The organism is Acinetobacter sp. ANC 4204 (assembly GCF_002135205.1).
GTDB lineage: Bacteria > Pseudomonadota > Gammaproteobacteria > Pseudomonadales > Moraxellaceae > Acinetobacter.
The window spans coordinates 93061-119429 of record NZ_NEFZ01000008.1; the positions used below are offsets into that span (position 1 = coordinate 93061).

Sequence of the window (26369 nt, forward strand, 5' to 3'; positions counted from 1 at the left end):
ACACGCTCGGTCTTGGCGTGTCATTACAAAATAAAACCCTTAATTTCAGCAGTTAAAAATATTTTTTTCGATTCTGTTGATCGTTGTTTTTATCAACATTTTTCACTGACCACTCATCGCTTTTTGCTTAAATTTGCAACAAAAAAACGCAGCTCAAGGGCTGCGTTTTTTATCCTCACAAATGCTTTTAGGCACGATTCAAATCTTTATCATGCACGCCCAATAAATACAGAACACCATCTAAACCAACACTTGAAATGGCTTGATTCGCGTTTTGTCTTACCAATGGTTTCGCTCGGAATGCGACCCCTAAACCCGCAATCGACAGCATCGGTAAATCGTTTGCACCATCGCCTACAGCAATGGCTTGTTCAAGCGAAATCCCCATCTTTTCAGCTAATTCACGCAGCAATAATGCTTTACGTGCACCATCGACAATGTGGCCTTTCACTTCACCTGTCACTACGCCATTTTCAACATCTAGGATATTGGCATGCACTTCATCAATGCCCAATTTCGCTTGTAAATACTCAGCAAAGTACTGGAACCCACCCGACAAAATCGCGGTACGGTAACCTAATGCTTTTAAAGTTGAGATTAAACGTTCCGCACCCTCTGTAACGGTCAAGCGCTCCGCAATCTTAGGTAGAACAGAAGCATCCATTCCTTTGAGCAGTGCGACACGTGCACGGAAACTTTGTTGGAAGTCCAACTCACCCTGCATGGCACGTTCTGTAATTTCAGCTACTTGTGCGCCGACACCTGCTTCAATAGCTAACTCATCAATCACTTCTTGCTCGATTAAGGTCGAGTCCATATCAAAACAGACCAAACGACGGTTACGGCGGTAGGCATTGTCTTCTTGAACCGCGACATCGACATTCAACTCATGTGATAAGCGTAAGCAAGCCGCACGCATCGCTGCAGCATCCAGCATTTGTCCGCTTAAACCAAATTGGACACAAGCGCGCTTTGGCCCATCCAATTCGCCATTTAAGACTGGACGACCTGACAAACGGGTCACAGTTTCAATGTTGAAACCTTGGTTGGACACAATATTTGTAACTGCTTGTAAGTGTGCAGCCTCAAGCTCTGGCGCCAAAGCCGTGACTATATAGCGCGTCCGTCCACCTTCGCTCACCCACTGGTCGTATTCAGTTGTAGTGATTGGTTTAAAACGTACAGTTAAACCAATATCATGTGCTAAAATTAGAATTTCTTTCATCGCCAAAGCCGTTGCGGTTTGGTCATCTGAAGAAACAACTATACCCAAGGTCAATTGGTTATGAATAACTGCTTGTCCAACATCTAAAATTTGTAGTGAATGAGTGGACAATACCTGCATTAATCGAGTGAACTGATTAGGCTGGTCTGGTCCTAAAAATGAAATAAGAATGATTTCTCGCATGAATTGACTCGGGTCTGAGCTACGACTATTGTTAGAATCATAATCGAAATTGAATATATTTTCTTTGGAAGTTTACGTTGAATGCGCCTAGACAAGGGCTATTTGCTAGCCTATTAATTGTAAGTTTTGCTTTACATACCTTTTTATTGGTATTGGCAACGACTCATCAACTGAATGAAAACCGTGCCAGCCAAGGTCAACTGATGACCTCTCAATTGGTGACAGACAGTCTTACAGAACTGGAACCTGCCAACACGGTTTCTCTCGCGCTTTTGGTGGATCGCTATGCGACCAACCCAAGCGTAGCTTCCATTCGTATATTGGATGCCAATAATCAAGTGCTGGCAACTGGTGGTCAGGTACGAACACGAGATGGTGAAGTGTTTGTTCGTGATGCGCTACAAAACGAAAAGAAAGTGGGTAGTATCGAGATCACACTCATCAAACCAAGTATGGGCGAAATTCTACGGACGCAATGGTTAGCAATTTTATTGTCTTTGGCGATTCATGGTTTACTGTGGTTGGCTTATCGTGCGATTGCTCGCCCAAGCCGTACTGAATACTTAGCACGGATCAATAATGAATCTCGCTTAAAACACGAAATTCAAGTGTTAACGCAAACACTAGAACAAGAAAAGCATCATGCTGCGGTCGCGATTGCTCAAGCACAGCAACAACTCAAAACCAGTGCTAAGCCGAAAGAGCAAAAACCTGTGATCGTGGACAACCATTCGGTCGCACTCAATATTCAATTCTATGACCCAAAACAATTGATGGACTCAGTCAATACCACGGTCTCAATTCCGTATTTTAACTTGTGCCAAATTTTTCTGAATAAAAGTACAGAGCTTTGCTTAAAGCACTTTAAATTAAACAGCTCAGACGTCAGCACACATCAGTCATTTAATGAGCATGGTGCAACCCTCACCATGTCGACCGACACGCCGAATGCCGTGCCATGTCTCATGATGATCAGCAGTGTGTTCCAGCTATTGTCTGACGTTTTATATAAACGTTACCGCGAAGAAAAGCGCTTTGTTTTGCAAACACGTTGTGGTATTTCAACTGCAGTTGATGCAATGCAACTGTCTGCCACTCAAGCATCTGAACGTTTAGTGCAACAACTATCTGCCAAAGAAAGTGCGGTGCATTTAAGCAATGAATTATTGAAAGACATTTCCGAAAGCTATCAATTGATCAATTTACCGAATCCAACCAATGTCTTGACCCGTCATGCCTTTATGGTCAATGGTATGGGTTCAGAGTCTGCCGAATTGGCACAAACTTTAAGAACTGAAATTCTAAAAGCAAAACAATCTAAAGCCTCTTAATTACGTCCGAGCAGAAAAAAAGCCTGACACATGTCAGGCTTTTTTTCTCTGTCGAACTCAAATTTTCAGTTGCTTTTGGGCAACCAAATGTTGCTGTGCGCTATAGCGCTGCTCTGGATCAGTACAGGCTACTTTAAGCCAATGACCATCGGCTTGTAGCTCCCAAGCATTTAAACAATCATTCAGGTAGCTTATTAGCCCATCTTTATAAATTTGTTTTTTCAAAGTGCGATCTAATATTGGAAAGCAGGTTTCCACACGTGAAAATAAGTTGCGTCCCATCCAGTCTGCACTGGCGCAGTACAGCTTTTTCTCACCGCCATGTTCAAAAAAGTAAACTCGCGTATGCTCAAGAAAACGACCCACGATCGAACGTACACGGATATTCTCAGACATACCTTGGACCTGTGGAATCAAACAGCAGATCGAACGAATAATCAGATCAACCCGCACCCCAGCTTGTGACGCACGATACAACGCAGCAATCAGTTGCGGTTCAGTTAAAGCATTAACTTTAATGATAATACGTGCGGCCTGACCAGCTTGTGCAAACTCAATTTCTTGCTCAATCAGCTTTAACAGTTCACTGTGTAAAGTAAAAGGCGCATGTAATAATGCCTTCAACTTGGCCATCTTACCCATCCCCGTCAGTTCTTGAAACATGCGGTGAACATCTTCACAAATATCAGGCTGTGTAGTCATCAGCCCATAGTCGGTATACATACGGGCATTACCCGCATGATAATTGCCTGTGCCTAGATGAGCATAGCGAATCAACTGAGCATTTTCACGGCGTACAATCAAAATCATTTTGGCATGCGTTTTATAGCCCACAATGCCATACACCACCACCGCGCCCGCCTCTTGCAAAATATTGGCCACAGTAATATTCGACTCTTCATCAAAACGCGCACGCAACTCAATCACTGCCGTGACTTCCTTGCCATTTCGTGCTGCCTCTGCCAAGACCTGTACAATTTCAGAGTCGGGCCCACTGCGGTAAAGGGTTTGTTTAATCGCTAGTACATTTGGATCTTTCGCAGCTTCTTTTAATAAGCCAATTACAGGCTGAAAAGAATCAAACGGATGATGCAACAATACATCCTGTGCTTTTAAAGTATCAAAGGTACTTTTTTGTTTACGCAAAACTTTGGGAATAACGGGAATAAAAACTGGATGTTTCAATTCAGGTCGATCACAACTGGTACTAAGACGTGAAAGATTGATCGGCCCATCAATGCGATAAAGCTCCTGCTCAGTTAAATCAAACTCCTTGAGCAGATAATCAATCACCGCTTCAGGACAGTCATCTTCAATTTCTAAACGCACCGCGCGCCCAAAGCGACGTGAAGACAATTCATCTTTTAACGCAACCGCCAAATCGTCAACATCTTCCGACAAAATCAAATCGGCATTACGTGTCACACGAAAGGCATAACAGCCTGTAGCTTTCATACCTGGGAACAAATCGCTGATGTGTTGCTGAATCATCGCAGTTAAGAAAATCTGCGTGTCTACACTGCCTGAAACTGCTTTGGGCATCGAAATCAGGCGAGGCAAAGAACGTGGCGCAGGAACAATTGCCATCTCAATGCTTCGCCCAAAAGCATCCTTACCTTGTAAACTCACAATGAAATTCAGACTTTTATTCACGAGACGAGGAAAAGGATGGGAAGGATCTAGACTGATCGGGGTTAAAACAGGTTGGATTTCTTTGGCAAAATATTCTGCAATCCACGTTTTATGTTTTTCTAAGATGTCTTGGAACTGAAGGAATTGAATACCGTGAGCCTGTAACTCGGGTAAAATCGAATGATTGAGCGTTTCAAATTGTTTTTGAACCGCAGTATGAATAGATTGAGACAGGTCTTGTAATACGACGTCTGTGGGGAGCGCATCAGGGGTTCTGGCAATGGCATTCATATCGCGTTGTTTCATCAAACCCGCAATACGAATCTCAAAAAACTCATCCAAATTACGTGAAAAAATAATTAAAAAATTTAAACGTTCTAGCACAGGCAAACTCAAATCTAATGCTTGTGCTAAAACCCGCTGATGAAACTCAAATAACGATAGCTCTCGGTTGAAATACGTCACCGATGAATGCTGAAAATTATCCATACCCTCTCAATGCTGTTTAAAACAGTCTGTTATGAAGTGTTTGGCAGGGATGTTAGGCAGTCTTTATGACAGTTTAGTTACAATCACAGCCCAAATAGAAAGTTCATCCTGACTTTATGCTTAAAGCTTGAACAGCGTACAGTATTTAAACCAAAATATGTTCTTTTTCACTTTTTTTTATTGAGCATTGAGTCTGCTTTTGTTGCCCAATAGCTGGCTAAAATAGGTCCTGAAATGTTGTGCCATAAACTAAAGATGGCGCTGGGGACCGCTGTAATTGGAGAAGCAGCAAAATGCACAGCCGCCAAAGCCACGCCGAGACCTGAATTTTGCATACCCACCTCAATCGAAACCGCTTTACAGTCGGCATGTGGCAAGTGAAACATCCTTGCAGCTCCAAAGCCAAGTAAATAACCAATCACGTTATGTAACGCCACCACAGCTAAAATCAATAAACCAGATTCTAAAATTTGTGCTTTTGAGCCACCAATAATCGCTGCCACAATCAACACAATTGCGACCACTGAAATTAAAGGCATGACTGAAATATAGCTTTCAACTTTATGTTTCAGTACAGCACGTACCACCAGCCCTAAAACAATAGGAAACAACACCACCTGTAAAATTGAACTCAGCATCGACCATGCATTGATATCAATCCATTGGCTGGCCAGCAGATAGAAAATCGCGGGAGTCAGTACAGGTGCTAATAAAGTCGATACTGTGGTACATGCAACAGACAATGCTGTATTGCCTTTCGCCATGTAAGTAATCACATTAGATGCCGTCCCTCCTGGACAACAGCCCACTAAAATGACTCCTATGGCAATTTCAGCGGGTAAGCGGAACAACACACATAACACATATGCCACACTTGGCATCACCACAAACTGGGCAGCCACCCCAATCGCAACTGCTTTTGGACTCTGCATCACACTTTTAAAGTCGTTCAACGTCATGGTCATGCCCATACCAAACATGATCAAGCCCAACATCCACGTGATATAAGCTTTCATCCAGACAAAGGTTTCAGGACTCAAAAGTGCTATCCCTGCAAATAATACGACCCACAAAGCAAAGGTTTTTTGAATCCAAGTGGTAAATCTTAAAAAAGTGCCCATGACCTTTCCCTACAGCATGTCTTATGATTTCTATGTTGATGATTACAGAGTCCCGATTGGATCAATGCATCCTTTGTGCATATTGTTGTGCAATGTCTTTGCAATAGAGACGTTTTACGCCTTGCGCCAGCATGTCTTGCCATGCATGCTGTAAAGATCCCTGTAAGTCGATACCTTTGGTGGCATCTGCAATGACATAAGTTTGAAAACCGAGTTGCGCAGCATCTATTGCGGTCCACGCAACGCAAAAGTCTGTTGCAATCCCAACAATAAATACCGTATCAATCCCACGCTCTTTCAAATAACCTGCCAACCCCGTTTGTGTCTTATGATCCGCTTCTAAAAAAGCAGAATAACTATCAATGTGTGCATGACATCCTTTCCGGATGATCAACTGCGCTTTGGCAAGGTCTAGATCAGGGTGTAATTCAGCATCCTGCGTGCCTTGTACACAGTGGCGTGGCCACAGCACTTGTGTGCCATAGTCCAATTCAATGGTTTGAAAAGCTTGCTTTTCAGGATGATTCTCTGCGAAAGAAATATGATTTTCTGGATGCCAATCTTGGGTGAGTACAATATTGTCAAAATAAGCGCCCAACTGATTAATTTTAGGAATGATTTGATCTGCTCCTGCCACCGCTAGATTTCCACCGGGGGTAAAACCATTTTGTACATCCACCACAATCAGTGCCATATTCTTCTGCATTCTTCTCTGTCCTTTTTGTTCTGTGCTCGAAGGCCAAGCTTAGCTTAATTTATAAAACAGTATTCATCCTCGCGGGTCAAAATTAAATGACTGTAGCCTTGAGTGCAATGGATATTGAAGCAAATCAGCAAGTACGCTACGCAGCATTGTCATTTTGATGAAAAAAAACCTGCTTCTAGCAGGCTATTTTCCAACTCATGCTTATGGATGATGTCATACGCCCTTCATACGACGGGTCAGTAACAACATCATCACCGCTGAAATCACAATACATGGAATCGCTGCTGAAATGACTCCTGCTGCACCGAAACCTGTGCTTAGTAATGCTCCAGCAATTGCAGGCCCTAGCATTGCGCCAATCCGCCCTACGGCAGAAGCGACGCCAATACCTGTGCCACGTACTTCAGTTGGGTAGACAATTCCACCAAAAGCATACAATACGCCCTGACAGCCAATCACAAAAGCACCAACCAATGCTGCGGCCAAATACATTTGATTCAGTGAAGAAGCCGCATTTAATGCCAATAATCCCGCCAAGATGCCGCCATACATCAGTACGATGACATAAGCTTTCTTCCAGCGGTCTGTTAGCATCCCTAAAATCACGGTCCCCACTGTCGCACTTAGCATAAAGTAGAACTGCGCCGTTGCACCTTCCTTACGTGAAAAGCCTAACTCAGTAAACAGTGATGGCAACCAACTGAGCATGATGTACACCACCATCAGGGTGAAAAAGTAGCTCACCCAAATAAATAAGGTTCTAAATAAATTATCCGCGTTCAACAGCTCTTTAAACGCGGCTTGAGGTGCAGCCTCAGTGGCAGATTCTGGGTTTTGGGTCTTTAAAAATTCCTTCGACTCAGGCAACAACCACATCATCACAGGAATGACAATAATCGGTAATAAACCACCCAAATAGAAAATATTCTTCCAGTTGGCACCAAACTCAGTACTTGCAACCAATGAAAGAATGGCAGCACCCACAGGCATACCGCAGTACATCAATCCAACAGCACGACCGCGGTTTTGTAGTGAAACTGCCTCAGAGGCTAAGGTAATTAAAATCGGCATCGCCGCACCAAGACCAGCACCTGCCAAGAACCGCACCAGCAATAAACTATTAAAGCTGTTGACCCACACCGTACAGAGTGTAAAGACCGCAAAAATAGCCACTGAACCAATCAACACTTTTTTACGGCCAATTCGGTCAGCAAAACGCCCGCCCACCAGTGCACCGGGCAATAGACCCAGAATCCCTGCACTAAAAAACACCCCCAACTGTGAACTATCCAAACCGAAATATTCACGAATGCCTGCGGCTGCAATACCTGCTGCTTGAATATCCAGCCCTTCGATGACTGCAATTAAGAAGCAAATCGCAACCGTGACAATTGCATGTTGCCTATCTGATTTTTGCATTGGGAAATCCTTGTTCAATCAGCGTTCCAAAAACGCCATCATCTATGAGCAAGGTCGGAGAAATAACTATCAAAAGGTGGAATGAAATCATACAAATGGCTGAAATTAGTGGATTAGTCCTGTATTAACATCCGTTCAGATATAGTCTTAAAAACAATAAAAATAAGGAAAAAATTTAGACTAAAATGCTGAAAATAGGCATATCACCGATTTAATAAAAGCAAGTTTCCCCCTTTTAGTGATAGCTGAAATGAATGATTAGACTGCCTTTTAGCAATGATTCTTTTGTAGCAAACAGATTTGCAGAAATCACATTTACATCTTGTATGAGTTTTAAAAGGTCTTAAATTCTGACTTTTATACACGGAATATCAGGTTTGATAGACTTTTAGGCCTCTTTTTCATCTAAAAAACCACTTTTCGATGGCTCCAAACGACTCACGTCTGCCTTGCGAAATACTATTTTCAGGTTTTGGATGAAAAGCATGTTCTTTGTACAGCATTTAAACAGGCTTTATTTTTGTAGCAAAAGATAAAGTTTTTATACACTTTGACTAAATCATATTGTTCTTCATGTTGTGTTCGTTCATAATTTGCATAAGCATTATTCAATGCATCAGCGCTTTGAAAATGCTATAAATTAAAATACGTACCCATCCAATCTTATGTTTTTCTGGCCTAACTGGATGGACAAATAGGATATTTTTTTAAAATGACTCAGCAAGCACAGACCATCCAAGGCTCAATTGTCGCAATCGTCACCCCTATGTTTGAAGATGGCAGCGTAGATTGGAAGGGTCTAGAGAAGCTCGTTGAGTGGCACATCGCACAAGGCACAAATAGCATTGTTGCTGTCGGTACAACGGGTGAAGCGTCTACTCTAAGCATGAAAGAACATACACAAGTGATCAAAGAAATCATTCGTGTAGCAAACAAACGCATCCCGATTATTGCGGGTACTGGTGCGAACTCAACTCGCGAAGCCATTGAGTTGACCAAAGAAGCCAAAGCACTGGGTGCAGATGCTGCCCTTCTTGTTACCCCGTATTATAATAAACCGACTCAAGAAGGCTTATACCAACATTATAAAGCCATTGCAGAAGCGGTTGATCTGCCTCAGATCCTTTATAACGTTCCAGGCCGTACTGGCGTTGATATGACAAATGAAACCGTTATTCGTTTGGCAGATATCCCACAAATTGTAGGCATTAAAGATGCCACAGGCGATGTTGCTCGTGGTCAAGCTCTGCTTGAGGGTCTTGCTGGCAAAGATATGACTGTGTATTCAGGCGACGATGCAACAGCCTACCAACTGATCTTGTCAGGTGCTCAAGGTAATATTTCTGTGACTGCAAACGTTGCACCAAAACAAATGAGTGATGTTTGTGCAGCAGCACTTGCAGGTGAAGCTGAAAAGGCAGAAAGCTTAAATACTCAAGTTGCAAATCTACACGAAATTCTATTTTGCGAATCGAACCCAATTCCTGTGAAATGGGCACTTCATGAAATGGAGTTAATCGAAACGGGTATTCGTTTACCATTAACACCACTTGCAGAACAATATCGCACACCGCTCCGTGAAGCACTCACAAAAGCGGGTGTCATTCAATAAAGAGCACATTAATATGCAATTACGTTTAGGTCTTACCCTCGCACTTTCAGTCGTCAGTTTAGCGGGTTGTAGTTCTCTTGCAGTCAATAACGGTAGTTTGGACTATAAAGAAACAGCAAGCTTGGAACCTCTTAAATACCCTGAAGGCTCAATGGTTCGACCTGCAACGCCGTTGTATCCAGCTCCAACGGTTGAGGCACTTGCTGTAGAACACGCACCAGTACTTGAAAACAAGCGTGGTAACCGTTTCGCAATGCCTCGCCCAGAATCAACTCAGATTACCAACCAAACAGAATCAACTGAAACCGTAGCTGTAGCCGTAGGTCGCCCTCAATTGATTATTGACGGAAATAAGAATCCGCTGCTCAAAGTTGAAGGAAATTCTGCTACAATTTGGCAATACACACTTGCCACCCTCAGCAGTCTCAACCATCAAATCGTTGGCCAAGGCAAAAATGGTTATGAAGCAACCATTAAGGTCGATCAACAGACCTATGTGTTAAGACTAACCGCTGTCGGTACAAGCAATAACCTTGCAGTGTTCAATGCCGATAACAGTTTTGCAGCGCCTGAAAAAGCCACAGAATTGTTAACTCAGATTTACCAAAATTGGCCAGCCTAGTCGTACTAGGCATTTTTTTTTGAAAAAGGTTCCCTCATGTTAAAACAAACCTTGCTCTATACTGGTAAAGCGAAATCTGTCTATGAAACAGACAGTGCAGACCACCTGATTTTAGTCTTTCGTGACGATGCTTCGGCATTCAATGGTGAAAAGATCGAACAACTAGATCGAAAAGGTAAGGTGAACAACCGTTTTAACGCCTTTATCATGGATAAATTGGCTGCGGCTGGCATTGAGACTCACTTTGAAAAACTTCTTTCACCAACAGAAGTTTTAGTGAAAAAACTCAGCATGATCCCTGTTGAATGTGTGATTCGTAACTATGCAGCAGGTTCTTTATGCCGTCGCTTAGGTGTAGAAGAAGGCAAGGAATTAACTCCGCCGACTTTTGAATTATTCTTCAAAGATGATGCTCTTGGCGACCCAATGGTGAATGAGTCTCAAGCGATTGCTTTAGGTTGGGCAACTGCTGAGCAACTTGAGCAAATGAAAGTCCTCACTTACCAAGTGAACGAAGTGCTTAAAAACTTATTTGACCAAGGTGGCATGCTACTTGTGGACTTCAAACTTGAGTTTGGTGTATTCCACGACCGTATTGTTCTTGGTGATGAGTTCTCTCCAGACGGCTGCCGTCTATGGGACAAAGAAACCAAGAAAAAACTCGACAAAGACCGTTTCCGTCAAGGTTTAGGTGGTGTGGTTGAAGCGTACGAAGAAGTTGCTGCACGTTTAGGTATCGACCTTTCTGATATCTAATCTATTACAGATTCAAAAAAACCGAGCTTAAACGCTCGGTTTTTTTGTTTAAACTTCATCTATAGTCTGCTCGTTTTCAAACCACGTTTCACTCAGAATACACTTTGTGGACATCGAAATTTGCTAAAAAATCAACAACGCTGTACGTCATAGCGCACAAGACTTCAGGTATATTTCAGCTATGTATCAGATATGTTTTTGAATATGATAAAAACTTATGAACAGGACGTTCTTTAGATAAAAATTTTCCAACCGAAACAGTACGCTTATTTCCTCCTATCTCATGGCGAAAGATCAACTCATCACCAACGATCGGAAAATTGGTATAAATATTGCTTTTATTCAAAAGTAATCAGTAGGATAAGTTCTATCTTCGTCTTATTTTCTAGATTTGATTTTTTACGGATGGCTATATTTACAATGAAAAACTGGCAAAAGAAATTACTCCTTTCGACCACATTCGTACTCACTGCGTTGAGCGGCTCTGTTCAAGCCAAAGAATGGAAAACTATTCGTTTTGGTACAGAATCCGCATACGCTCCTTTTGAATATAAAACCCCTGACAATAAGCTGGTCGGTTTTGACATCGACTTGGGAAATGCTATTTGCGCCAAATTAAAAGCCAAATGTGTTTGGGTAGAAAACTCCTTTGATGGAATGATTCCTGCCCTCAAAGCCAAGAAATTTGATGGAATTTTATCATCCATGACCGTGACGGCTGATCGTTCAAAACAAATCGCGTTTAGTAATAAAATTTATAATACTCCAACCCGCATGGTCGCGAAAAAAGGCTCTCCTTTACTTCCGACACCCGCTTCTTTGAAAGGAAAACGTGTAGGTGTGCAACAAGGGACCATCCAAGAAAGTTATGCAAAAGCTTATTGGGCACCTAAAGGTGTGAATGTGGTTCCTTATCCAAACCAAGACGTGCTTTATCAAGACATGGTTTCTGGGCGTCTAGATGCAACATTACAAGATGCAATTATGGTTGATGGTGGTTTCCTGAAATCAGCAAAAGGTAAAGGCTTTGCTTTTGCAGGCAATAATGTGGTCGATGCCAAAACACTCGGTGTAGGGGCTGCCATCGGCTTACGTAAAGAAGACGTCGATCTGAAAAAGAATATTGATAAGGCTTTAGCTGAAATTATTGCCGACGGCACCTATAAAAAACTCGAGAAAAAATACTTCTCCTTCAGCATTTATTAACCTATAAAGTGTCGGTTCAATACCGACACTTTTTATATATAGCTGATTTACAAAATATTATATTTTTACTCGGAGAAACTGAGTATGTTTTTGTCTGGCTATGGTCCCGTATTACTCAGTGGCACTTGGATGACCATTCAGCTTGCATTGTTATCCCTTGTACTTTCGATCATGATTGGATTGTTTGGTGCAAGTGCCAAACTCTCCCATATTAAAATCATACGCTATGTTGCGACTGTTTATACCACACTCATTCGTAGTGTTCCCGATCTGGTGATCATGTTGTTGTTATTCTATAGCCTGCAACTTGGACTGAACTCCATTACCGAATCTTTGCAGATGGAGCAAATTGATATCAATCCCTTCGTGGCGGGGGTGATTACTTTGGCATTTATTTATGGGGCCTATTTTACTGAAACCTTTCGTGGTGCATTTCAAGCCGTCCCCAAAGGTCAACTTGAAGCCGCATATGCCTACGGCATGACCCCATTTCAAGTTTTCAGGCGTGTCCTCTTTCCACAAATGATGCGTTTTGCCTTACCAGGCATTGGTAACAACTGGCAAGTCCTCATCAAAGCCACCGCTTTGGTGTCCTTAATTGGTTTGACCGACATTGTCAAAATTACCCAAGATGCAGGTCGAAGCAGCATGCAAGTGTTCTATTTTAGTATCGTTGCGGCAGTCATTTATTTGGCCATCACCACCCTTTCAAATTTAATACTCATGTGGCTGGAACGTCGTTATTCTGCTGGTGTGAAAAAGGGACAATTATGATTGAGATTATTCAACAATATTGGCAGTCCTACCTGTGGACCGATGGTTTTCAAATGACTGGCGTTGCCATGACCGCATGGTTGTTGGTGCTTTCTATTGCAATTGGCTTTGTTTTAGCTGTACCTCTATCGGTTGCCCGCGTATCAGAAAATCCTTTTTTACGTCTTCCTGTTTGGTTTTACACCTATGTATTTCGTGGTACACCCCTCTATGTACAACTGCTGATTATTTACACGGGAATTTATAGCCTTGAATTTGTCCATGCCCATGAACGGCTCGATGAATTCTTTAGAGAAGGGCTTAATTGCACCATTTTAGCGTTTGCACTCAATACAGCGGCTTATACCACTGAGATTTTTGCTGGCGCAATACGTTCAATTCCCTACGGTGAAATTGAGGCAGCAAAAGCCTTTGGAATGTCGCCGTGGAAACGCTATACCCGCATTATTATTCCGTCTATGCTACGCCGAGCACTGCCTTTTTATGGCAATGAAGTCATTTTGATGCTGCATGCAACCACCATTGCCTTCACTGCAACCGTGCCTGATATTCTCAAAATTGCACGAGATGTCAATGCTGCCACTTATGCCACTTTTGACGCCTTTGGCATTGCCGCTGTGCTATATGCCTGTCTGGCATTTATCCTCATTTGGATCTTTCGTAAATTGGAACAACGCTGGCTGGCGTTTTTAAAACCATCGAATCATTAGGAGAAAAAATGGAAAATTCAGCAAAACTGGTGATTCGAGATCTTTGTAAAAGCTTTGGCGATCATGAAGTCTTAAAAGGGGTTTCACTTGAGGCACATGCAGGCGATGTGATTAGTATTATTGGTTCCTCGGGTTCAGGTAAAAGCACCTTTCTTCGCTGCATCAATTTTCTAGAGCAGCCAAGCCAAGGTAGCATTGAACTCAATGGTGAGCAGTTAGAGACGAGCTTGGATAAAAATGGCAATCTCAAAGCCACAAATCCCAAACAGCTACAAAAAATGCGCACCCAACTGATGATGGTGTTTCAACATTTCAACTTATGGTCACATATGACGGTATTAGAAAACATCGTTGAAGGGCCCATTCATGTTTTAGGTTTAAAACGGAGTGAAGCGGAAGAACGGGCTCGTAAATATTTAAGAAAAGTTGGGCTCGCAGAAAGTGTAGAAACAAAATACCCCTCTTTTCTATCTGGTGGACAGCAACAGCGTGTCGCGATTGCTCGTGCCTTGGCAATGGAGCCTGAGGTGATGTTGTTTGATGAACCAACCAGTGCTTTGGACCCTGAGCTGGTAGGTGAGGTGTTGAAAGTGATGCAAAGTTTGGCTGAAGAAGGCCGAACCATGATTGTGGTCACCCATGAAATGGGCTTCGCACGCCATGTGTCCAACCATGTTATATTTTTAGATCAAGGTAAAATTGAAGAACAAGGCGACCCGAAAGAAGTCTTGATTCACCCGAAAAGTGAACGCCTAAAACAGTTTTTAGAAGGTAACTTTAAATAATTGATGTCCCTCAGAACTCTGTTCAGGAAAAACCCGTTTTAAACAGAATGCCAGTCAGTTCCGAAACTGACCGGCATTTTCTTTTTAAACTCTAGATCTTATTTAATACTGGTTAATGTCATCCGCCATCCGAACAAAAATAAAAACATTGCTTTTATCTGTGGTGCAAGACGAAGTCGTCAGCATTAAAAATGGACTGCTTTTACAGCAAAAGTTGTTTTACATATATAAATTGAACAAGTTCTGTGGTCGGGCACATCGCATCGCAAGATTTTTTCTTACCAAACCTTGCTTCATCAGAAACAAAACAAAGACCGAAAATTGAACTTAAAAACGCTAAGGCTCAGCAAAAAGGAGCTAAAAATTTAAGGAAATGAATATGGAGCGTATTTACTGGCTGACATTTTCTTTTTAATCGGGCCATTTTATTATAACCCTAAACCAACACTTTCAACTTGGCGCATATATAGGGCCGATAGCTAACGTTTTATCGCGGTACACTCAAACTGACAAGAATATTTCAACATCAACGCACGACTGAAAGGGTTTAACTCGCGAATAGCGATTCATGTTAAAAACCTCGCTAGAACATTCGGTGTCCTATTGACACGTTATATATTTGCATACTGATTTTTAGTGGTTTCCATCACTAAAAAACTGGTGATGGAGGTAATACAAGGAATCGTCCCCAAAACATCCGTATGGAACTTTTTATACGCTTTAATATCTGCCACTTCTACTCTAAGTAAATACTCAACCGAGCCCGTAATGGTATGACACTCGGTCACTTCATCCGCAACAGAAATCACATCCTCAAACTGAACCAAACTTTCTTTTGAGTGACAAGACAGCCCGATAGTCACATAAACCGTTAAACCAATCCCCAAAAGCGAACGGTCAATCACCGCTTTATATCCGCGAATAATGCCTATTTTTTCTAGTTCTTGCACGCGTCGTAAACAGGCCGAGGCTGACAAACCCACGCGTTCTGCCAGTTTAATATTGGTTAAATGTGCATCGCGTTCAAGCTCACACAATATCTTTCGGTCCAAGCGGTCTAATTCAATCATTTATTGCATAAAATTCATTTTTAAAGATCAATATACAATCAAATTGTGCTAGATCAACAATAAAATAATATTTATTTTGACCTTTCAGCCATTATGAATATGTCTCTCTTTGCACCTTATCTGCTGTTTTGTATTGTTATGACAAGCACACCTGGCCCTAATAATGCACTGGTCATACTGTCTGGTGCACGATTTGGAATATATAAAACTGTACCGCTCATTCTTGGCATTGCCTTTGGGGTTGCCGTACAACTCTTCACCATTGGCATCGGATTGAACCAAATTTTCCTTACTCTGCCTCAGCTTCAATTTATTTTAGGTTTTATTGGTTTTATGTATATTCTTTGGCTTGCATGGAAAATTGCATCTAGTGGGCCACTCAACATCGAATTAGAGCAGAAACCCTCCATGGGCTTTCTGCAAGGTGCGTTATTTCAGTGGGTCAATCCCAAAGCATGGATCATCGCTATCAGCACAGTCTCGACTTATTTTGCTTTAAATCCTCCTGTCAGCGAGATCATTTATGCCGCCCTGATTTTAATGTTGGTTTCGATTCCCTGCGTTGGCATTTGGGCGGTGAGTGGACTTTTCTTACGTCAGCATCTCATCAAACCTCAGTTTGCTTTTATCTTTAATATCACGATGGCAATTGCCTTGCTGGTCTCTGTTTTACCTACTGCATTGCGATTGATGAGTAGTTTAACGCCATGAGCATATAAAAATCCCTACACATGGCTACAACGCATACATAAACCACTCCAACAAAAAAGCCCGATCTTTCAATCGGGCTATGTTTACTGTTGTTGCTGCTGTTGTTGCCAACGTCGCTGTTGTAAGCGCTCTCCTTCAACCTCACGCTTATTGCGTGCTGACTCATATAGCTTGGTGCCTTTCAGTTCAGGTGGTAAATACTCTTGCATCACAAAATGCTCTGGATAGTTGTGTGGATACAAGTAGTCGACACCATAGCCCTGCTCTTTCATCAACTTAGTTGGTGCATTTCTTAAATGCAACGGCACAGGTAAATTTGCCGTTTTTTCAGCCAAATCTAAGGCTTTATTGATTGCAAGATATGTACTATTACTTTTTGCACTGGTCGCCAAATACACCGCACACTGCCCTAAAATAATTCGGCACTCTGGCATACCCACAGCTTGAACAGAGCGGAAGCATTCGCCCGCCAGAAGTAAAGCATTCGGGTTTGAGTTGCCAATATCCTCAGAGGCAGCAATCAACATACGACGTGCAATAAAAACGGGATCTTCTCCGCCTTTGAGCATGCGTGCCATCCAATATAAAGTAGCATCAGGGTCACTGCCACGAATCGACTTGATAAAAGCCGACACCAAATCATAGTGCTGCTCACCCGATTTGTCATAACGGGCAATATTTTGCTGTGCAACTTTGACCACCATTGCATTGGTCACGATATTTTCAACGTCTGGCTCGAAAGTTCCTGCAATCAACTCAATAAGATTCAAAGCTTTACGTGCATCACCTGCGGCAAATTGCACCAAAGCTTCAAATTCTTCGATCTGAATGTAGCGCTCTTTTAAAAATTTGTCGTTCTTAATCGCTTGTAATAATAAAGTTTGAATCGCATCAGCATCGAGTGCATTTAAGGTATAGACCTGACAACGTGACAGTAGCGCGCTGTTCACTTCAAAAGATGGATTTTCTGTGGTGGCGCCAATGAGGGTAATTTTGCCTTTCTCCACAGCATTCAGTAGCGCGTCTTGCTGTGATTTGTTAAAACGATGAATTTCGTCAATAAACACCACGGGTGGCATTAAGTCCCCGCCATCGGCAATGATCTCACGGAGTTCTTTGACCCCCGTATTGAGTGCAGATAGACTGACAAACGGTCGGTCGATCGCTTGTGCCAACAGTAAAGCAATCGTGGTTTTCCCCACCCCAGGTGGTCCCCAAAAAATAATAGATGGCAAATGTCCTTGATCAATCATTTGACGGAGCGGTGCCTGCTCACCCAATAAGTGATCCTGCCCAATAATTTCAGACAAATCACGCGGGCGTAAACGTTCAGGCAGTGGAATATTGCTATCGGACATAGGACTAAGACTTAAATGCGTTCATCGAATGCTTATGTTATGGCAAATTCAGGTAAATGACACAAGCTTTTCATGCAATTTCACGCCGCTTTTCTCCGCTAGCGAACCCAACGCACAATATAGTCTTCGATCTCTTCTTGATTGATCTCATCTTCAGAAATACAGCGTCCCGCCGCAGACTTTTTGGCTTTTAGAATGCTCTCACGTGAACCCGTGTTCAGATAGTGCCATCTGGGTAAATTTTTACCTTCATGTAAACGACGATAGGCACAGCTCGGTGGTAACCAATGAATCGTGTCTAAAAGTTCGGGGGTGAGCTGGATACAATCGGGTACATGCTGCTTGCGGTTGGGGTAATCACAACAACTGGCCGTTTGGCAATCCAACAGCTTACAAGACACTTTGGTATAGGCGACTTCCTGACTTTCCTCATCTTCAAGTTTCACCAAACAACACAGACCACAACCATCACACAGCGCCTCCCACTCTGCTGGATGTAACTCAGCAAGGGTATAATGCTTCCAAAACTCTGGGCGTAATTCGTGTGCCATGGGGGCTGCCAATAAACTCAATGACCTATTATAACCGATCATCAGCTTAGTTTTTAGCGTCAGATCATTTTCAAGATTTACATCATATTCATAAACTTAAAATAAAAACAGAACATTTTTTAAACAAAAGCAACACAGTGAGTTTGAAGGATCTTTTTATACTCAATAAGTGATCAATAAAAACATCTATGGAGAAGAGCTATGTTTCGTTGGGCGATTATTTTTGCAGTGATTGCACTGATTGCAAGTTTACTTGGCTTTGGTGGTGTCGCAGGTTTATCGAAAGACTTTGCAATTATTTTATTAGTGATTGCAGTCATACTTGCTATTGTCGGCTTCTTGTCCCGTGGCAAAGTATAGGGAGCTTAAATGCTTCACTGACAAAAAAGAAGGAATGATTTCCTTCTTTTTTCGTTATGGCATTGAAAAAATAATTTCTCACATTTCTTCTACAAATCAGGCTGTTTTTCAAATCCTTGTAAAAGTTTTTATGCTTTAATCAGAACATATTATCTAACAGGATTTGAGCATGACGATCAGTATTCAAACTCGGGAAATTCAATATAACACAGCAGATGGACAACGCTTAGTCGGTTATTTTGCAGCACCCAATGGCCAAACACCCCATGCAGGAATCATTGTTGCACCCGAATGGTGGGGTCGAAATGAATATACTGAACAACGTGCTCGCGAACTAGCTGAACATGGTTATGCTGCTCTGGCGATTGATATGTACGGCGACAAAAAAGTCACCACTGATGCCAAGCAAGCCTATGAATGGATGATGCAAACTTTTGCCGATGCAGACACCATCGTCAACCGTGCTCAAGCAGGTTTAGAGACGCTTGCAGCCCAGCCTGAAGTGAATGCCGATCAACTGGCGGCCATTGGTTTTTGTTATGGTGGTAAAGTGGTTTTAGACTTGGCACGTTCTGGTGCTCCACTCAAAGCTGTCGCAACCTTCCATGCAACTTTGGCACCGAAAGCCCCTGCGGTCGAAGGTCAAATTCAAGGTGAAATTTTAGTTTTACATGGTGAGTTAGACAGCATGGTCACCTTGGATGATGTTGCAAGCTTCCGTGAAGAAATGCATGCAGCGAAAGTAAATCATGAAGTCATTATTTTTGAAGATGCGAAGCATGGCTTTAGTAATCCGTTAGCCGATGAACGTGCCAAAGCCAATGGTGTAGACTTGGGCTATAACCCTGAAGCCGAAAGACAGGGTCTTGAAGCAATGTATGACTTGCTAGAACGCAATCTCAGTGCTTAACTAGAGACGAGCAAGCAAATATCACTTGCTCATATCCAGTAAGATAGATAATTAGATTTTAGAGGAGATAACAATGACTGAGACCCAATGCCAATATTGTAATTTTGATGAATTTGATGTGCTTGATAAAAACGAGTTTGGGGTGATTTTACCCGAACCCAATGCGCTCTCTAAAGGTCATTGCGTCATTATCCCTCTACGCCATATCAGTTCATTCTTTGATATCACTGACAAAGAACGTAAGAGCTTAATGTCTTTGTTAGAACTGGCACGTAATGAACTCCAATTGCGCCATCAACCGTCAGGTTTCCATATTGGGTTTAATGATGGTGAAATATTTGGAAATGTGTCTGAACACCTGCATATTCATATTATTCCACGCTATAAAGACCAAGAGCTCAAACTCGATGCACGCTGGGGCATGACACACGACTAAATGCTCATTTGATCAATGGCGCTTCGGCGCCATTTTTTATAGGCAAAATACCTGCGTATAAAAGACATTCCGTTATACTAAGTCGAATTTTTTGTTTGTGCTTCAGATGTCTCCTTTCTCTTTTTCAGATGCGTTACTGACTTGGTTCGATGTTCATGGTCGACATGACCTACCATGGCAAGTGGCCGATGACCCCTACAAAGTTTGGGTGTCTGAAATTATGCTACAACAGACCCAAGTCAAAACCGTACTGCAATATTTCGAGCGTTTTATCGAACGCTTCCCAACGGTTGAAACTTTAGGGACAGCATCATGGGATGAGGTCGCACCTTACTGGGCAGGTCTCGGCTACTACGCACGCGCGCGTAATCTGCATAAAGCGGCTAGTATTGTGGCACGCCATGGTGCTTTTCCTCAAACCTTGGAAGGATGGATTGAACTGCCCGGTATTGGACCCTCTACCGCAGGGGCACTGATGTCTTTGGGTTTACGTCAGTACGGCGTCATTATGGATGGTAATGTAAAGCGCGTTCTCGCACGTTTTTTTGCTATTGATGACGACCTGAGTAAACCCGCGCATGAGCGTAGCATGTGGCAACTGGCTGACGAACTTTGCCCAAATGAACGTAACCATGACTACACCCAAGCCATCATGGATTTGGGGGCAACCGTCTGTACACCGAAAAAACCGTTGTGCCTCTACTGTCCCATGCAGCAACACTGTAAAGCCCATGCACAAGGGCTAGAAACGGAATTACCCTTTAAAAAACCCAAAAAAGCTGTCCCAATAAAGTCGGCTCAAGTATTGGTGCTGCGTCATCACAATCAATGGCTGTGGCAACAACGCCCCAATAGTGGACTGTGGGGCGGTTTATGGTGTTTACCTATTTTTGAAAACTGTGATGCACTCACGCAACTGTGCCAAAGTCTAGGATTAAAACAAGTCTCGCAACGCGCTGAAATTTCGCATAGTTTCACCCATTTCACTTGGCAACTGGAAGCACTTTGCTTTGAAGTCGATGCCGATCAACTCGAACATTTAAGTATTGAACTGGCAGGCATGTGGTTCGATGTACAAAATGTCACAGAAATGGGCATCCCAACCGCCATGAAAAAATTGATCTCAGCAATTCAACTGTGACATAGTGATGTCATCAATTTGATTGATGATAAAACTTAAAATGAGATCACTTTAAAATGAGATCACAGAGATAAGAAAGGATTGTTCGTGCGTTATTGTTTGCCTCGCATTTCTGCCATGAGCAGTCTAAGTATTCTTCTCCTTTTACTTGCTGCTTGTCGTACCACCCCCCCTGTGCCCAGCGGTAGCCAATTACCCGCAGCTCAAGTTCAGCAGCTTAAAAATATGCGTTTAGCCCAACAATTCCCGGTACCAGTTCAGGGCATCAAACGTCATGCGCTCAAAGACACTTGGGGTGCCTCACGCAGCAGTGGACGAACGCATGAAGGCATCGACATTTTGGCACCAAAGGGAACCAAAGTTTTTTCCGCCACAGAAGGCCTAGTCGCGGACTTACGTAATAACAATTTGGGTGGTAAAGTGGTTTGGATTATGGGACCCGCTGGCACATGGCATTATTATGCTCACCTTGATGATCATAAACGTGGTTTAAAGGTCGGAGACTATGTTAAAAAAGGCGATGTGATTGGCTATGTTGGCAACACAGGCAATGCACGATACACCGCCCCACATTTACATTATGGACTGTATTTACAAGGCAAAGGTCGTGGTGCAGTAAATCCCTATCCTTATTTACGTTAACTTTAGGAATTTTTCATGTCAGAAGCGTTGATCAACCGTCTGGTCGAATTTGCTGAATCAGGCAATCAACAAAAAATTATCTTGGCAGGACAAAGCCACCAAGGCTGGATCATGGAAATTACTGAAGATGCACTCTTAATCAGCACTGGATTTGCAGAAAAGACCGGAAAAGATGTTTGGATTAACTTCTCCGAGCTCGAACACGCCCAATTATTTTATTGGGATAATCAACTCGATCAATGGGCAACGTTTACCCTATAAATAAAAAAGGAGCATTTCCAGATGACCACTCAACGCTGCGGATGGTGCTCCTCAGACCCGCTCTACATCGACTACCATGATCATGAGTGGGGTAAACCACTACATGATGAAAAGCAGCTCTTTGCGATGCTCTGCCTCGAAGGTCAACAAGCGGGGCTGTCATGGATTACCGTCCTGAAAAAACGTGAACACTACCATCGCCATTTTTTCCAGCATTCCATCGAGCAAATTGCAAGTTTTAGCGAAGCAGACTTAGCCACTAAAGTCCAAGACGCAGGGCTAATCCGGCATATCGGAAAACTCACTGCGATTCGTGACAATGCGATTGCATGGGTTGCACTGAAACAACAAGGCATCAACCCTGTGGAATGGCTCTGGAACTTTGTCGAGCAACATGCCATCCACAATGATGTTCCTGACTACCGCACAGCACCTGCACAAACACCTCAAAGCCAAAGCATGTCAAAAGCACTGAAAAAACAGGGCTTCAAGTTTGTTGGCCCGACCACCTGTTATGCCTTTATGCAAGCGGTCGGCATGGTCAATGATCATGAAAATGGCTGTCATTTTAAATAAAACCATCTCAAACGATAAATAAGGACACCGAATATGACTGACAACACCATTCGTGCCTATGCGGCGATGCAAGCAGGCGAGGCCTTACAACCCTATCAATTCGATGCAGGCGAACTGCAAGCACATCAAGTTGAAGTGCAGGTGGAATATTGTGGACTGTGTCATTCTGATGTTTCGGTCATCAATAATGACTGGAATTCATCGGTCTACCCTGTGGTTGCAGGCCATGAAATTATTGGTACTATCATTCGCTTAGGCTCAGAGGCCAAAGGCTTAAAACTGGGGCAACGCGTAGGTATCGGTTGGACCGCTGAAAGTTGTCAACACTGTGACCCATGTGTGTCGGGGCAGCAGGTGCTCTGTACAGGCGGTTCAACAGCAACCATCGTAGGGCATGCAGGTGGTTTTGCCAACAAAGTTCGGGCAGGTTGGCAGTGGATTATTCCCTTACCTGAAGATCTGGACCCTGAGTCAGCAGGGCCTTTGCTGTGTGGCGGGATTACTGTTTTTGATCCAATTTTAAAGCACCAAATTCAAGCTATTCACCATGTTGGTGTGATTGGCATTGGTGGGCTTGGCCATATGGCGATTAAGCTTCTGAAAGGATGGGGCTGTGAAATTACGGCATTCACGTCCAATTTAGACAAAGCTGAAGAGCTCAAGGCTATGGGGGCAGACCATGTCGTAAATAGCCGAGATGTGGATGCACTTAAAGCGCAAAGAGGCAAATTCGATCTGTTGCTCAGTACGGTGAATGTCACGCTCAATTGGCAAGCATATTTAGCCACACTTGCTCCGAATGGTACGGTACATATGTTGGGACTGCCCTTAGAACCGATGCAAATTTCTGCGGGTAGTCTAATTGGTGGAGCCAAATCTATCACAGGTTCACCGACAGGATCTCCTGCGGCATTACGCCAACTCCTCAAGTTCGCTGCACGTAAAAATATTGCGCCACAAATTGAACTGTATCCCATGTCGCAGTTAAATGAAGCGCTGGAACGTTTACATTCAGGGCAAGCACGTTATCGTATTGTCCTCAAAGCCGACTTTTAAACGATGAGCGCCTCAAAAGAGGCGCTTTTTAGACCGCTTGTTTAACCCCTACCGAACGATTAATTTGCGCTTTGACCCAATCGGCCAACAAGCTAACGGCCTCCCGAATATCTACCGAAAGTTCATGTCCAGCATTGAGACGGATGCAGTTTTTATAACGCTGCCCTTCTCCAAAAACCTCTCCGGGCACAATATTGATACCATGTTGTTGCGCAAAATAGTACATGTCTAAACCATCAATACTTTCGGGAAGTTGTAGCCATAGCGCATATCCTCCCAAGGGCTGATTGATCCGTAACTCTACCCCGTCAAAGGCATGCATGATCATGTGTCGATATTGTTCAACTTGCTGTTTCAAAATCGGTTTAAGCTGCTGTAAATGTTCGCGATAGGCACGGCTATAAATCAGGTCAGCCAGTGCCAACTGCAAAGGTGTATTCACGGTGATATTCTGCATCAGCAAAGTAGCCTTCAAATGCGCTAAGCGCTGCGGAATACAGAACCAACCTACCCGATACGCAGTTGAAAGTGACTTGGAAACCGAACCACAGAAAATCACATAACCCTGCTGATCCCAATATTTAATCGGCAACGGACGACTCGAGCTGAAGCTACACTCACCATAAATATCATCTTCAATTACATAGCATTGATAACGTGCAGCCAGTTGTGCAATTTTTTCTTTTTCTGCATTGCTTAGGCAAAATCCCAAGGGATTTTGATAATTGGCCGTAAGTAAACATGCTTTTGCGCCTGAAGTTTGCATGACTTGCTCTAAACGTTCCAAATCAAAACCTTGAGTATCGGCTGGAATTTCAATGATTTTTCGCTTTAAGCCAGCCAACATTTGCAGCTGACCATTAAAATTCGGTGTTGGGACAATCACGCTGTCCCCTTCTTGGCTTAAGTTTTGAACGATTACCGACAATGCAGGCATACAGCCATTGCTGATGTAAATATCATCCTGCGAAATGTAAAAACCATCTTCAGCCCAATGCTCCGACAAAGCTTGTCTTAGGCGAATATGACCTTGCTTATCACTATATAAAAAGTCTTCAGGTTGGCTATGCTTTAGTGCACGTTGGATTGAACGGCGGAGTGCCTCTACAGGCACATGTTTAGGCGAAAGCTGAATAGCACCCAAATGAATGAGACGACTGTTAATAGAAGACTGTTGAATTTCAAGTTGCAGTTCTAAATTTGAGATCTCACGCTCTTGGGACTGAAAGTCTGGATGCTGTGGCACAGGAATAGAGGGACTGGATTTTTTCTGATAGCTGACAAAATAGCCTGATTTATTTTTTACATGAATATAGCCCTGCGATTCGAGCAGTTCATAACAACTTTTGGCAGTATTTAGACTGACCTTTTGTAAAATTGCAAACTGTCGCAAAGACAGCAATTTCTGTCCTGCGGGTAATTCCGCATTTTGAATTTTCTCAAGTAACTGCGTCGCCAAGCTCTGATACTGAAAAGCCATGCATCTGTACCTATTTTTTTAAATTTTATGTATCTGTATCCATTATGCGCACAGAATTATGCTCCTGTCATCCGTCAACGAACGTCAATAGGTGCCTTTATGAAAAAAATAATGATTTCTTTATTTTGTGTATTGAATTTATCTGCATGCCAACCGCAAAAGGTTTCACAGCAAGTACAGCAACAGCACTTTATTTGTAAAGCGCTCATTGAAGGGTTTCTCAAAACACAGAACTTAAATGACTACCAATTTTTAAGTTTACAGCCGAGCTTGACGGAAACAGCAACACAGCGAACCTATGAATATCGGTTGAACGATGAACGACAAATGCAGATAAATTTACCCAATAAGAAACATTTAGAATTTCAATGTGATCAAAGCAGTGCCAAACATTTCAAAATCTCACTTGCTGGTGAAGGACATGTCATGCTGAGTTTAATGCACCTAGATTTACCTCAGGCGTCGACTTTACAGCAACTGACTGCTTACCAACAGCCTAAATAAAACCACCATCAAAATCAATTGCCTGTACCGCAGTGCAGGCTTTCAGCAGTTCTAACGTAAAGCCACAGGTAACTGCACAGGCAGATCACGCTGTTCCTGCAATTGCTTTTTCATTTTCTGTAGCATTTGATAAGGCTGCTGTTGGACGAACATGTTCACGATACTCAGTGGAATCGAGCCTTCAGGATTGGCATAACCCGAAGTGGAAACTCTCACTTTGTTTGGTCCGAGTTTTTGGAAAGTCCAATCGCCTTCATAGTGGTTTAAGCGTACATAGTCTGGATTTTTCAGAATATTTTTATCAATGGCTTTGTTTTTAATACTTATCACCCCCTGACTGTCCTTGATCATTTTGCCTTGCACCACCAAGTCGCGATCTTTTAAAGGAAAAGGAAAGTCGAGCACCATATACAACTGGAATTCACCTTTTTTATCATCTCGGGACAAAACTTTGACACTGCCCATATACGGTACCCATTTCACTGCGTGGTCTACATCCAAAATCAGTGAAACGGCTTTTTCAATCGGCACATCAAACGTGGTTTCAGCCTTATATAAAAAAACGGGGTTTTGTGCATTTTGATAAGTCCAAACTTTAATATTATTTTTATGAATACTCAGTTTGGCTTGATCCATAGGCTTGGCTTGTGCTGTGCTCATTAAGGCAACAACACAAGCCATATACATGACTTTTTTCATTCTATTCTTCGTCTTATTTTCGTTTTTATCTTGTTTTTATTAC

At 42.7% G+C, this 26369-nt stretch carries 28 protein-coding genes; 18 read left to right on the plus strand and 10 right to left on the minus strand.

Annotated features, from left to right (window positions below; translation table 11 throughout):
- Positions 1 to 187: 187 nt before the first annotated feature.
- Positions 188 to 1408 (minus strand): phosphoserine phosphatase SerB, encoded by a 1221-nt coding sequence (gene serB / locus B9T36_RS15325; protein ID WP_086210332.1) that lies wholly within the window; start codon positions 1406 to 1408, stop codon positions 188 to 190.
- 77 nt (positions 1409 to 1485) lie between these two features.
- Between serB and B9T36_RS15330 the strand changes: the two genes are divergently transcribed.
- Positions 1486 to 2739 (plus strand): hypothetical protein, encoded by a 1254-nt coding sequence (locus B9T36_RS15330; protein WP_086210333.1) that lies wholly within the window; start codon positions 1486 to 1488, stop codon positions 2737 to 2739.
- Positions 2740 to 2796: 57 nt separating this feature from the next.
- Here B9T36_RS15330 and ppk1 read toward each other — a convergent pair whose 3' ends face one another.
- From ppk1 to mhpT, 4 genes are all read right to left on the minus strand, one after another.
- Positions 2797 to 4860, minus strand: a complete 2064-nt coding sequence (ppk1, locus tag B9T36_RS15335; RefSeq protein ID WP_086210334.1) for a polyphosphate kinase 1 — start codon at positions 4858 to 4860, stop codon at positions 2797 to 2799.
- A 167-nt stretch (positions 4861 to 5027) separates the two neighbouring features.
- Positions 5028 to 5981: a bile acid:sodium symporter family protein gene (locus tag B9T36_RS15340; RefSeq protein WP_086210335.1), complete on the minus strand. Its 954-nt coding sequence runs from the start codon at positions 5979 to 5981 to the stop codon at positions 5028 to 5030.
- Positions 5982 to 6042: 61 nt separating this feature from the next.
- Entirely contained in the window at positions 6043 to 6687 is a 645-nt protein-coding gene (pncA, locus tag B9T36_RS15345; protein ID WP_086210336.1) for a bifunctional nicotinamidase/pyrazinamidase, read from the minus strand.
- Between the two features lie 213 nt (positions 6688 to 6900).
- A complete protein-coding gene (gene mhpT, locus B9T36_RS15350; RefSeq protein ID WP_086210337.1) occupies positions 6901 to 8106 on the minus strand; it encodes a 3-(3-hydroxy-phenyl)propionate transporter MhpT in 1206 nt (401 codons plus the stop codon).
- A gap of 712 nt (positions 8107 to 8818) precedes the next feature.
- Here mhpT and dapA point away from each other — a divergent pair.
- The 7 genes from dapA to B9T36_RS15385 all read left to right on the plus strand — a co-directional run bounded on the left by dapA (position 8819) and on the right by B9T36_RS15385 (position 14571).
- Positions 8819 to 9718, plus strand: coding sequence for a 4-hydroxy-tetrahydrodipicolinate synthase (gene dapA / locus B9T36_RS15355; protein ID WP_086210338.1), 900 nt, complete (start codon positions 8819 to 8821; stop codon positions 9716 to 9718).
- Between the two features lie 13 nt (positions 9719 to 9731).
- Positions 9732 to 10340 carry a lipoprotein-34 precursor (NlpB) gene (locus B9T36_RS15360; RefSeq protein ID WP_086210339.1) on the plus strand — a complete coding sequence of 203 codons (609 nt, stop codon included), beginning with the start codon at positions 9732 to 9734 and terminating at the stop codon, positions 10338 to 10340.
- A 36-nt stretch (positions 10341 to 10376) separates the two neighbouring features.
- A complete protein-coding gene (purC, locus tag B9T36_RS15365) occupies positions 10377 to 11096 on the plus strand; it encodes a phosphoribosylaminoimidazolesuccinocarboxamide synthase (RefSeq protein WP_004691818.1) in 720 nt (239 codons plus the stop codon).
- A 420-nt stretch (positions 11097 to 11516) separates the two neighbouring features.
- Positions 11517 to 12302 carry an ABC transporter substrate-binding protein gene (locus tag B9T36_RS15370; protein ID WP_086210340.1) on the plus strand — a complete coding sequence of 262 codons (786 nt, stop codon included), beginning with the start codon at positions 11517 to 11519 and terminating at the stop codon, positions 12300 to 12302.
- An 84-nt stretch (positions 12303 to 12386) separates the two neighbouring features.
- Entirely contained in the window at positions 12387 to 13076 is a 690-nt protein-coding gene (locus B9T36_RS15375) for an ABC transporter permease (protein WP_086210341.1), read from the plus strand.
- Positions 13073 to 13786, plus strand: coding sequence for an ABC transporter permease (locus B9T36_RS15380; RefSeq protein WP_086210342.1), 714 nt, complete (start codon positions 13073 to 13075; stop codon positions 13784 to 13786). The genes B9T36_RS15375 and B9T36_RS15380 overlap by 4 nt, the downstream gene beginning before the upstream one ends.
- Before the next feature lie 8 nt (positions 13787 to 13794).
- Positions 13795 to 14571: an ABC transporter ATP-binding protein gene (locus tag B9T36_RS15385; RefSeq protein ID WP_086210343.1), complete on the plus strand. Its 777-nt coding sequence runs from the start codon at positions 13795 to 13797 to the stop codon at positions 14569 to 14571.
- A 611-nt stretch (positions 14572 to 15182) separates the two neighbouring features.
- Here B9T36_RS15385 and B9T36_RS15390 read toward each other — a convergent pair.
- A complete protein-coding gene (locus tag B9T36_RS15390) occupies positions 15183 to 15641 on the minus strand; it encodes an Lrp/AsnC family transcriptional regulator (protein ID WP_086210344.1) in 459 nt (152 codons plus the stop codon).
- Positions 15642 to 15734: 93 nt separating this feature from the next.
- Here B9T36_RS15390 and B9T36_RS15395 point away from each other — a divergent pair, with 93 nt between their 5' ends.
- Complete coding sequence (locus B9T36_RS15395) at positions 15735 to 16352, plus strand: LysE family translocator (RefSeq protein WP_086210345.1); 618 nt, start codon at positions 15735 to 15737, stop codon at positions 16350 to 16352.
- A gap of 83 nt (positions 16353 to 16435) precedes the next feature.
- On the opposite strand, the gene B9T36_RS15400 is transcribed toward B9T36_RS15395, so the two are convergent.
- Positions 16436 to 17710, minus strand: a complete 1275-nt coding sequence (locus tag B9T36_RS15400; protein ID WP_086210346.1) for a replication-associated recombination protein A — start codon at positions 17708 to 17710, stop codon at positions 16436 to 16438.
- 98 nt (positions 17711 to 17808) lie between these two features.
- Positions 17809 to 18261: a YcgN family cysteine cluster protein gene (locus tag B9T36_RS15405; protein ID WP_086210347.1), complete on the minus strand. Its 453-nt coding sequence runs from the start codon at positions 18259 to 18261 to the stop codon at positions 17809 to 17811.
- 201 nt (positions 18262 to 18462) lie between these two features.
- On the opposite strand from B9T36_RS15405, the gene B9T36_RS15410 reads away from it, so the two are divergent.
- From B9T36_RS15410 to ahr, 8 genes are all read left to right on the plus strand, one after another.
- Positions 18463 to 18621, plus strand: a complete 159-nt coding sequence (locus B9T36_RS15410; RefSeq protein ID WP_004647174.1) for a DUF1328 domain-containing protein — start codon at positions 18463 to 18465, stop codon at positions 18619 to 18621.
- A gap of 169 nt (positions 18622 to 18790) precedes the next feature.
- The gene (locus tag B9T36_RS15415; RefSeq protein ID WP_086210348.1) at positions 18791 to 19531 is read left to right on the plus strand and encodes a dienelactone hydrolase family protein; all 741 of its coding nucleotides are present in this window, start codon (positions 18791 to 18793) and stop codon (positions 19529 to 19531) included.
- Positions 19532 to 19604: 73 nt separating this feature from the next.
- A complete protein-coding gene (locus B9T36_RS15420; protein ID WP_086210349.1) occupies positions 19605 to 19967 on the plus strand; it encodes an HIT family protein in 363 nt (120 codons plus the stop codon).
- 106 nt (positions 19968 to 20073) lie between these two features.
- Positions 20074 to 21108 (plus strand): A/G-specific adenine glycosylase, encoded by a 1035-nt coding sequence (gene mutY / locus B9T36_RS15425; RefSeq protein ID WP_086210350.1) that lies wholly within the window; start codon positions 20074 to 20076, stop codon positions 21106 to 21108.
- A gap of 117 nt (positions 21109 to 21225) precedes the next feature.
- The gene (locus B9T36_RS15430; protein WP_086210385.1) at positions 21226 to 21750 is read left to right on the plus strand and encodes a M23 family metallopeptidase; all 525 of its coding nucleotides are present in this window, start codon (positions 21226 to 21228) and stop codon (positions 21748 to 21750) included.
- 15 nt (positions 21751 to 21765) lie between these two features.
- Complete coding sequence (locus B9T36_RS15435) at positions 21766 to 22011, plus strand: hypothetical protein (RefSeq protein ID WP_086210351.1); 246 nt, start codon at positions 21766 to 21768, stop codon at positions 22009 to 22011.
- 21 nt (positions 22012 to 22032) lie between these two features.
- Entirely contained in the window at positions 22033 to 22587 is a 555-nt protein-coding gene (locus tag B9T36_RS15440) for a DNA-3-methyladenine glycosylase I (protein ID WP_086210352.1), read from the plus strand.
- A gap of 33 nt (positions 22588 to 22620) precedes the next feature.
- The gene (ahr, locus tag B9T36_RS15445; RefSeq protein ID WP_086210353.1) at positions 22621 to 23643 is read left to right on the plus strand and encodes an NADPH-dependent aldehyde reductase Ahr; all 1023 of its coding nucleotides are present in this window, start codon (positions 22621 to 22623) and stop codon (positions 23641 to 23643) included.
- A 28-nt stretch (positions 23644 to 23671) separates the two neighbouring features.
- On the opposite strand, the gene B9T36_RS15450 is transcribed toward ahr, so the two are convergent.
- Positions 23672 to 25123: a PLP-dependent aminotransferase family protein gene (locus B9T36_RS15450; RefSeq protein WP_086210354.1), complete on the minus strand. Its 1452-nt coding sequence runs from the start codon at positions 25121 to 25123 to the stop codon at positions 23672 to 23674.
- Positions 25124 to 25222: 99 nt separating this feature from the next.
- On the opposite strand from B9T36_RS15450, the gene B9T36_RS15455 reads away from it, so the two are divergent.
- Positions 25223 to 25627, plus strand: a complete 405-nt coding sequence (locus tag B9T36_RS15455; RefSeq protein ID WP_086210355.1) for a hypothetical protein — start codon at positions 25223 to 25225, stop codon at positions 25625 to 25627.
- 51 nt (positions 25628 to 25678) lie between these two features.
- On the opposite strand, the gene B9T36_RS15460 is transcribed toward B9T36_RS15455, so the two are convergent.
- Positions 25679 to 26326, minus strand: coding sequence for an START domain-containing protein (locus tag B9T36_RS15460; RefSeq protein ID WP_086210356.1), 648 nt, complete (start codon positions 26324 to 26326; stop codon positions 25679 to 25681).
- Positions 26327 to 26369 lie beyond the last annotated feature (43 nt).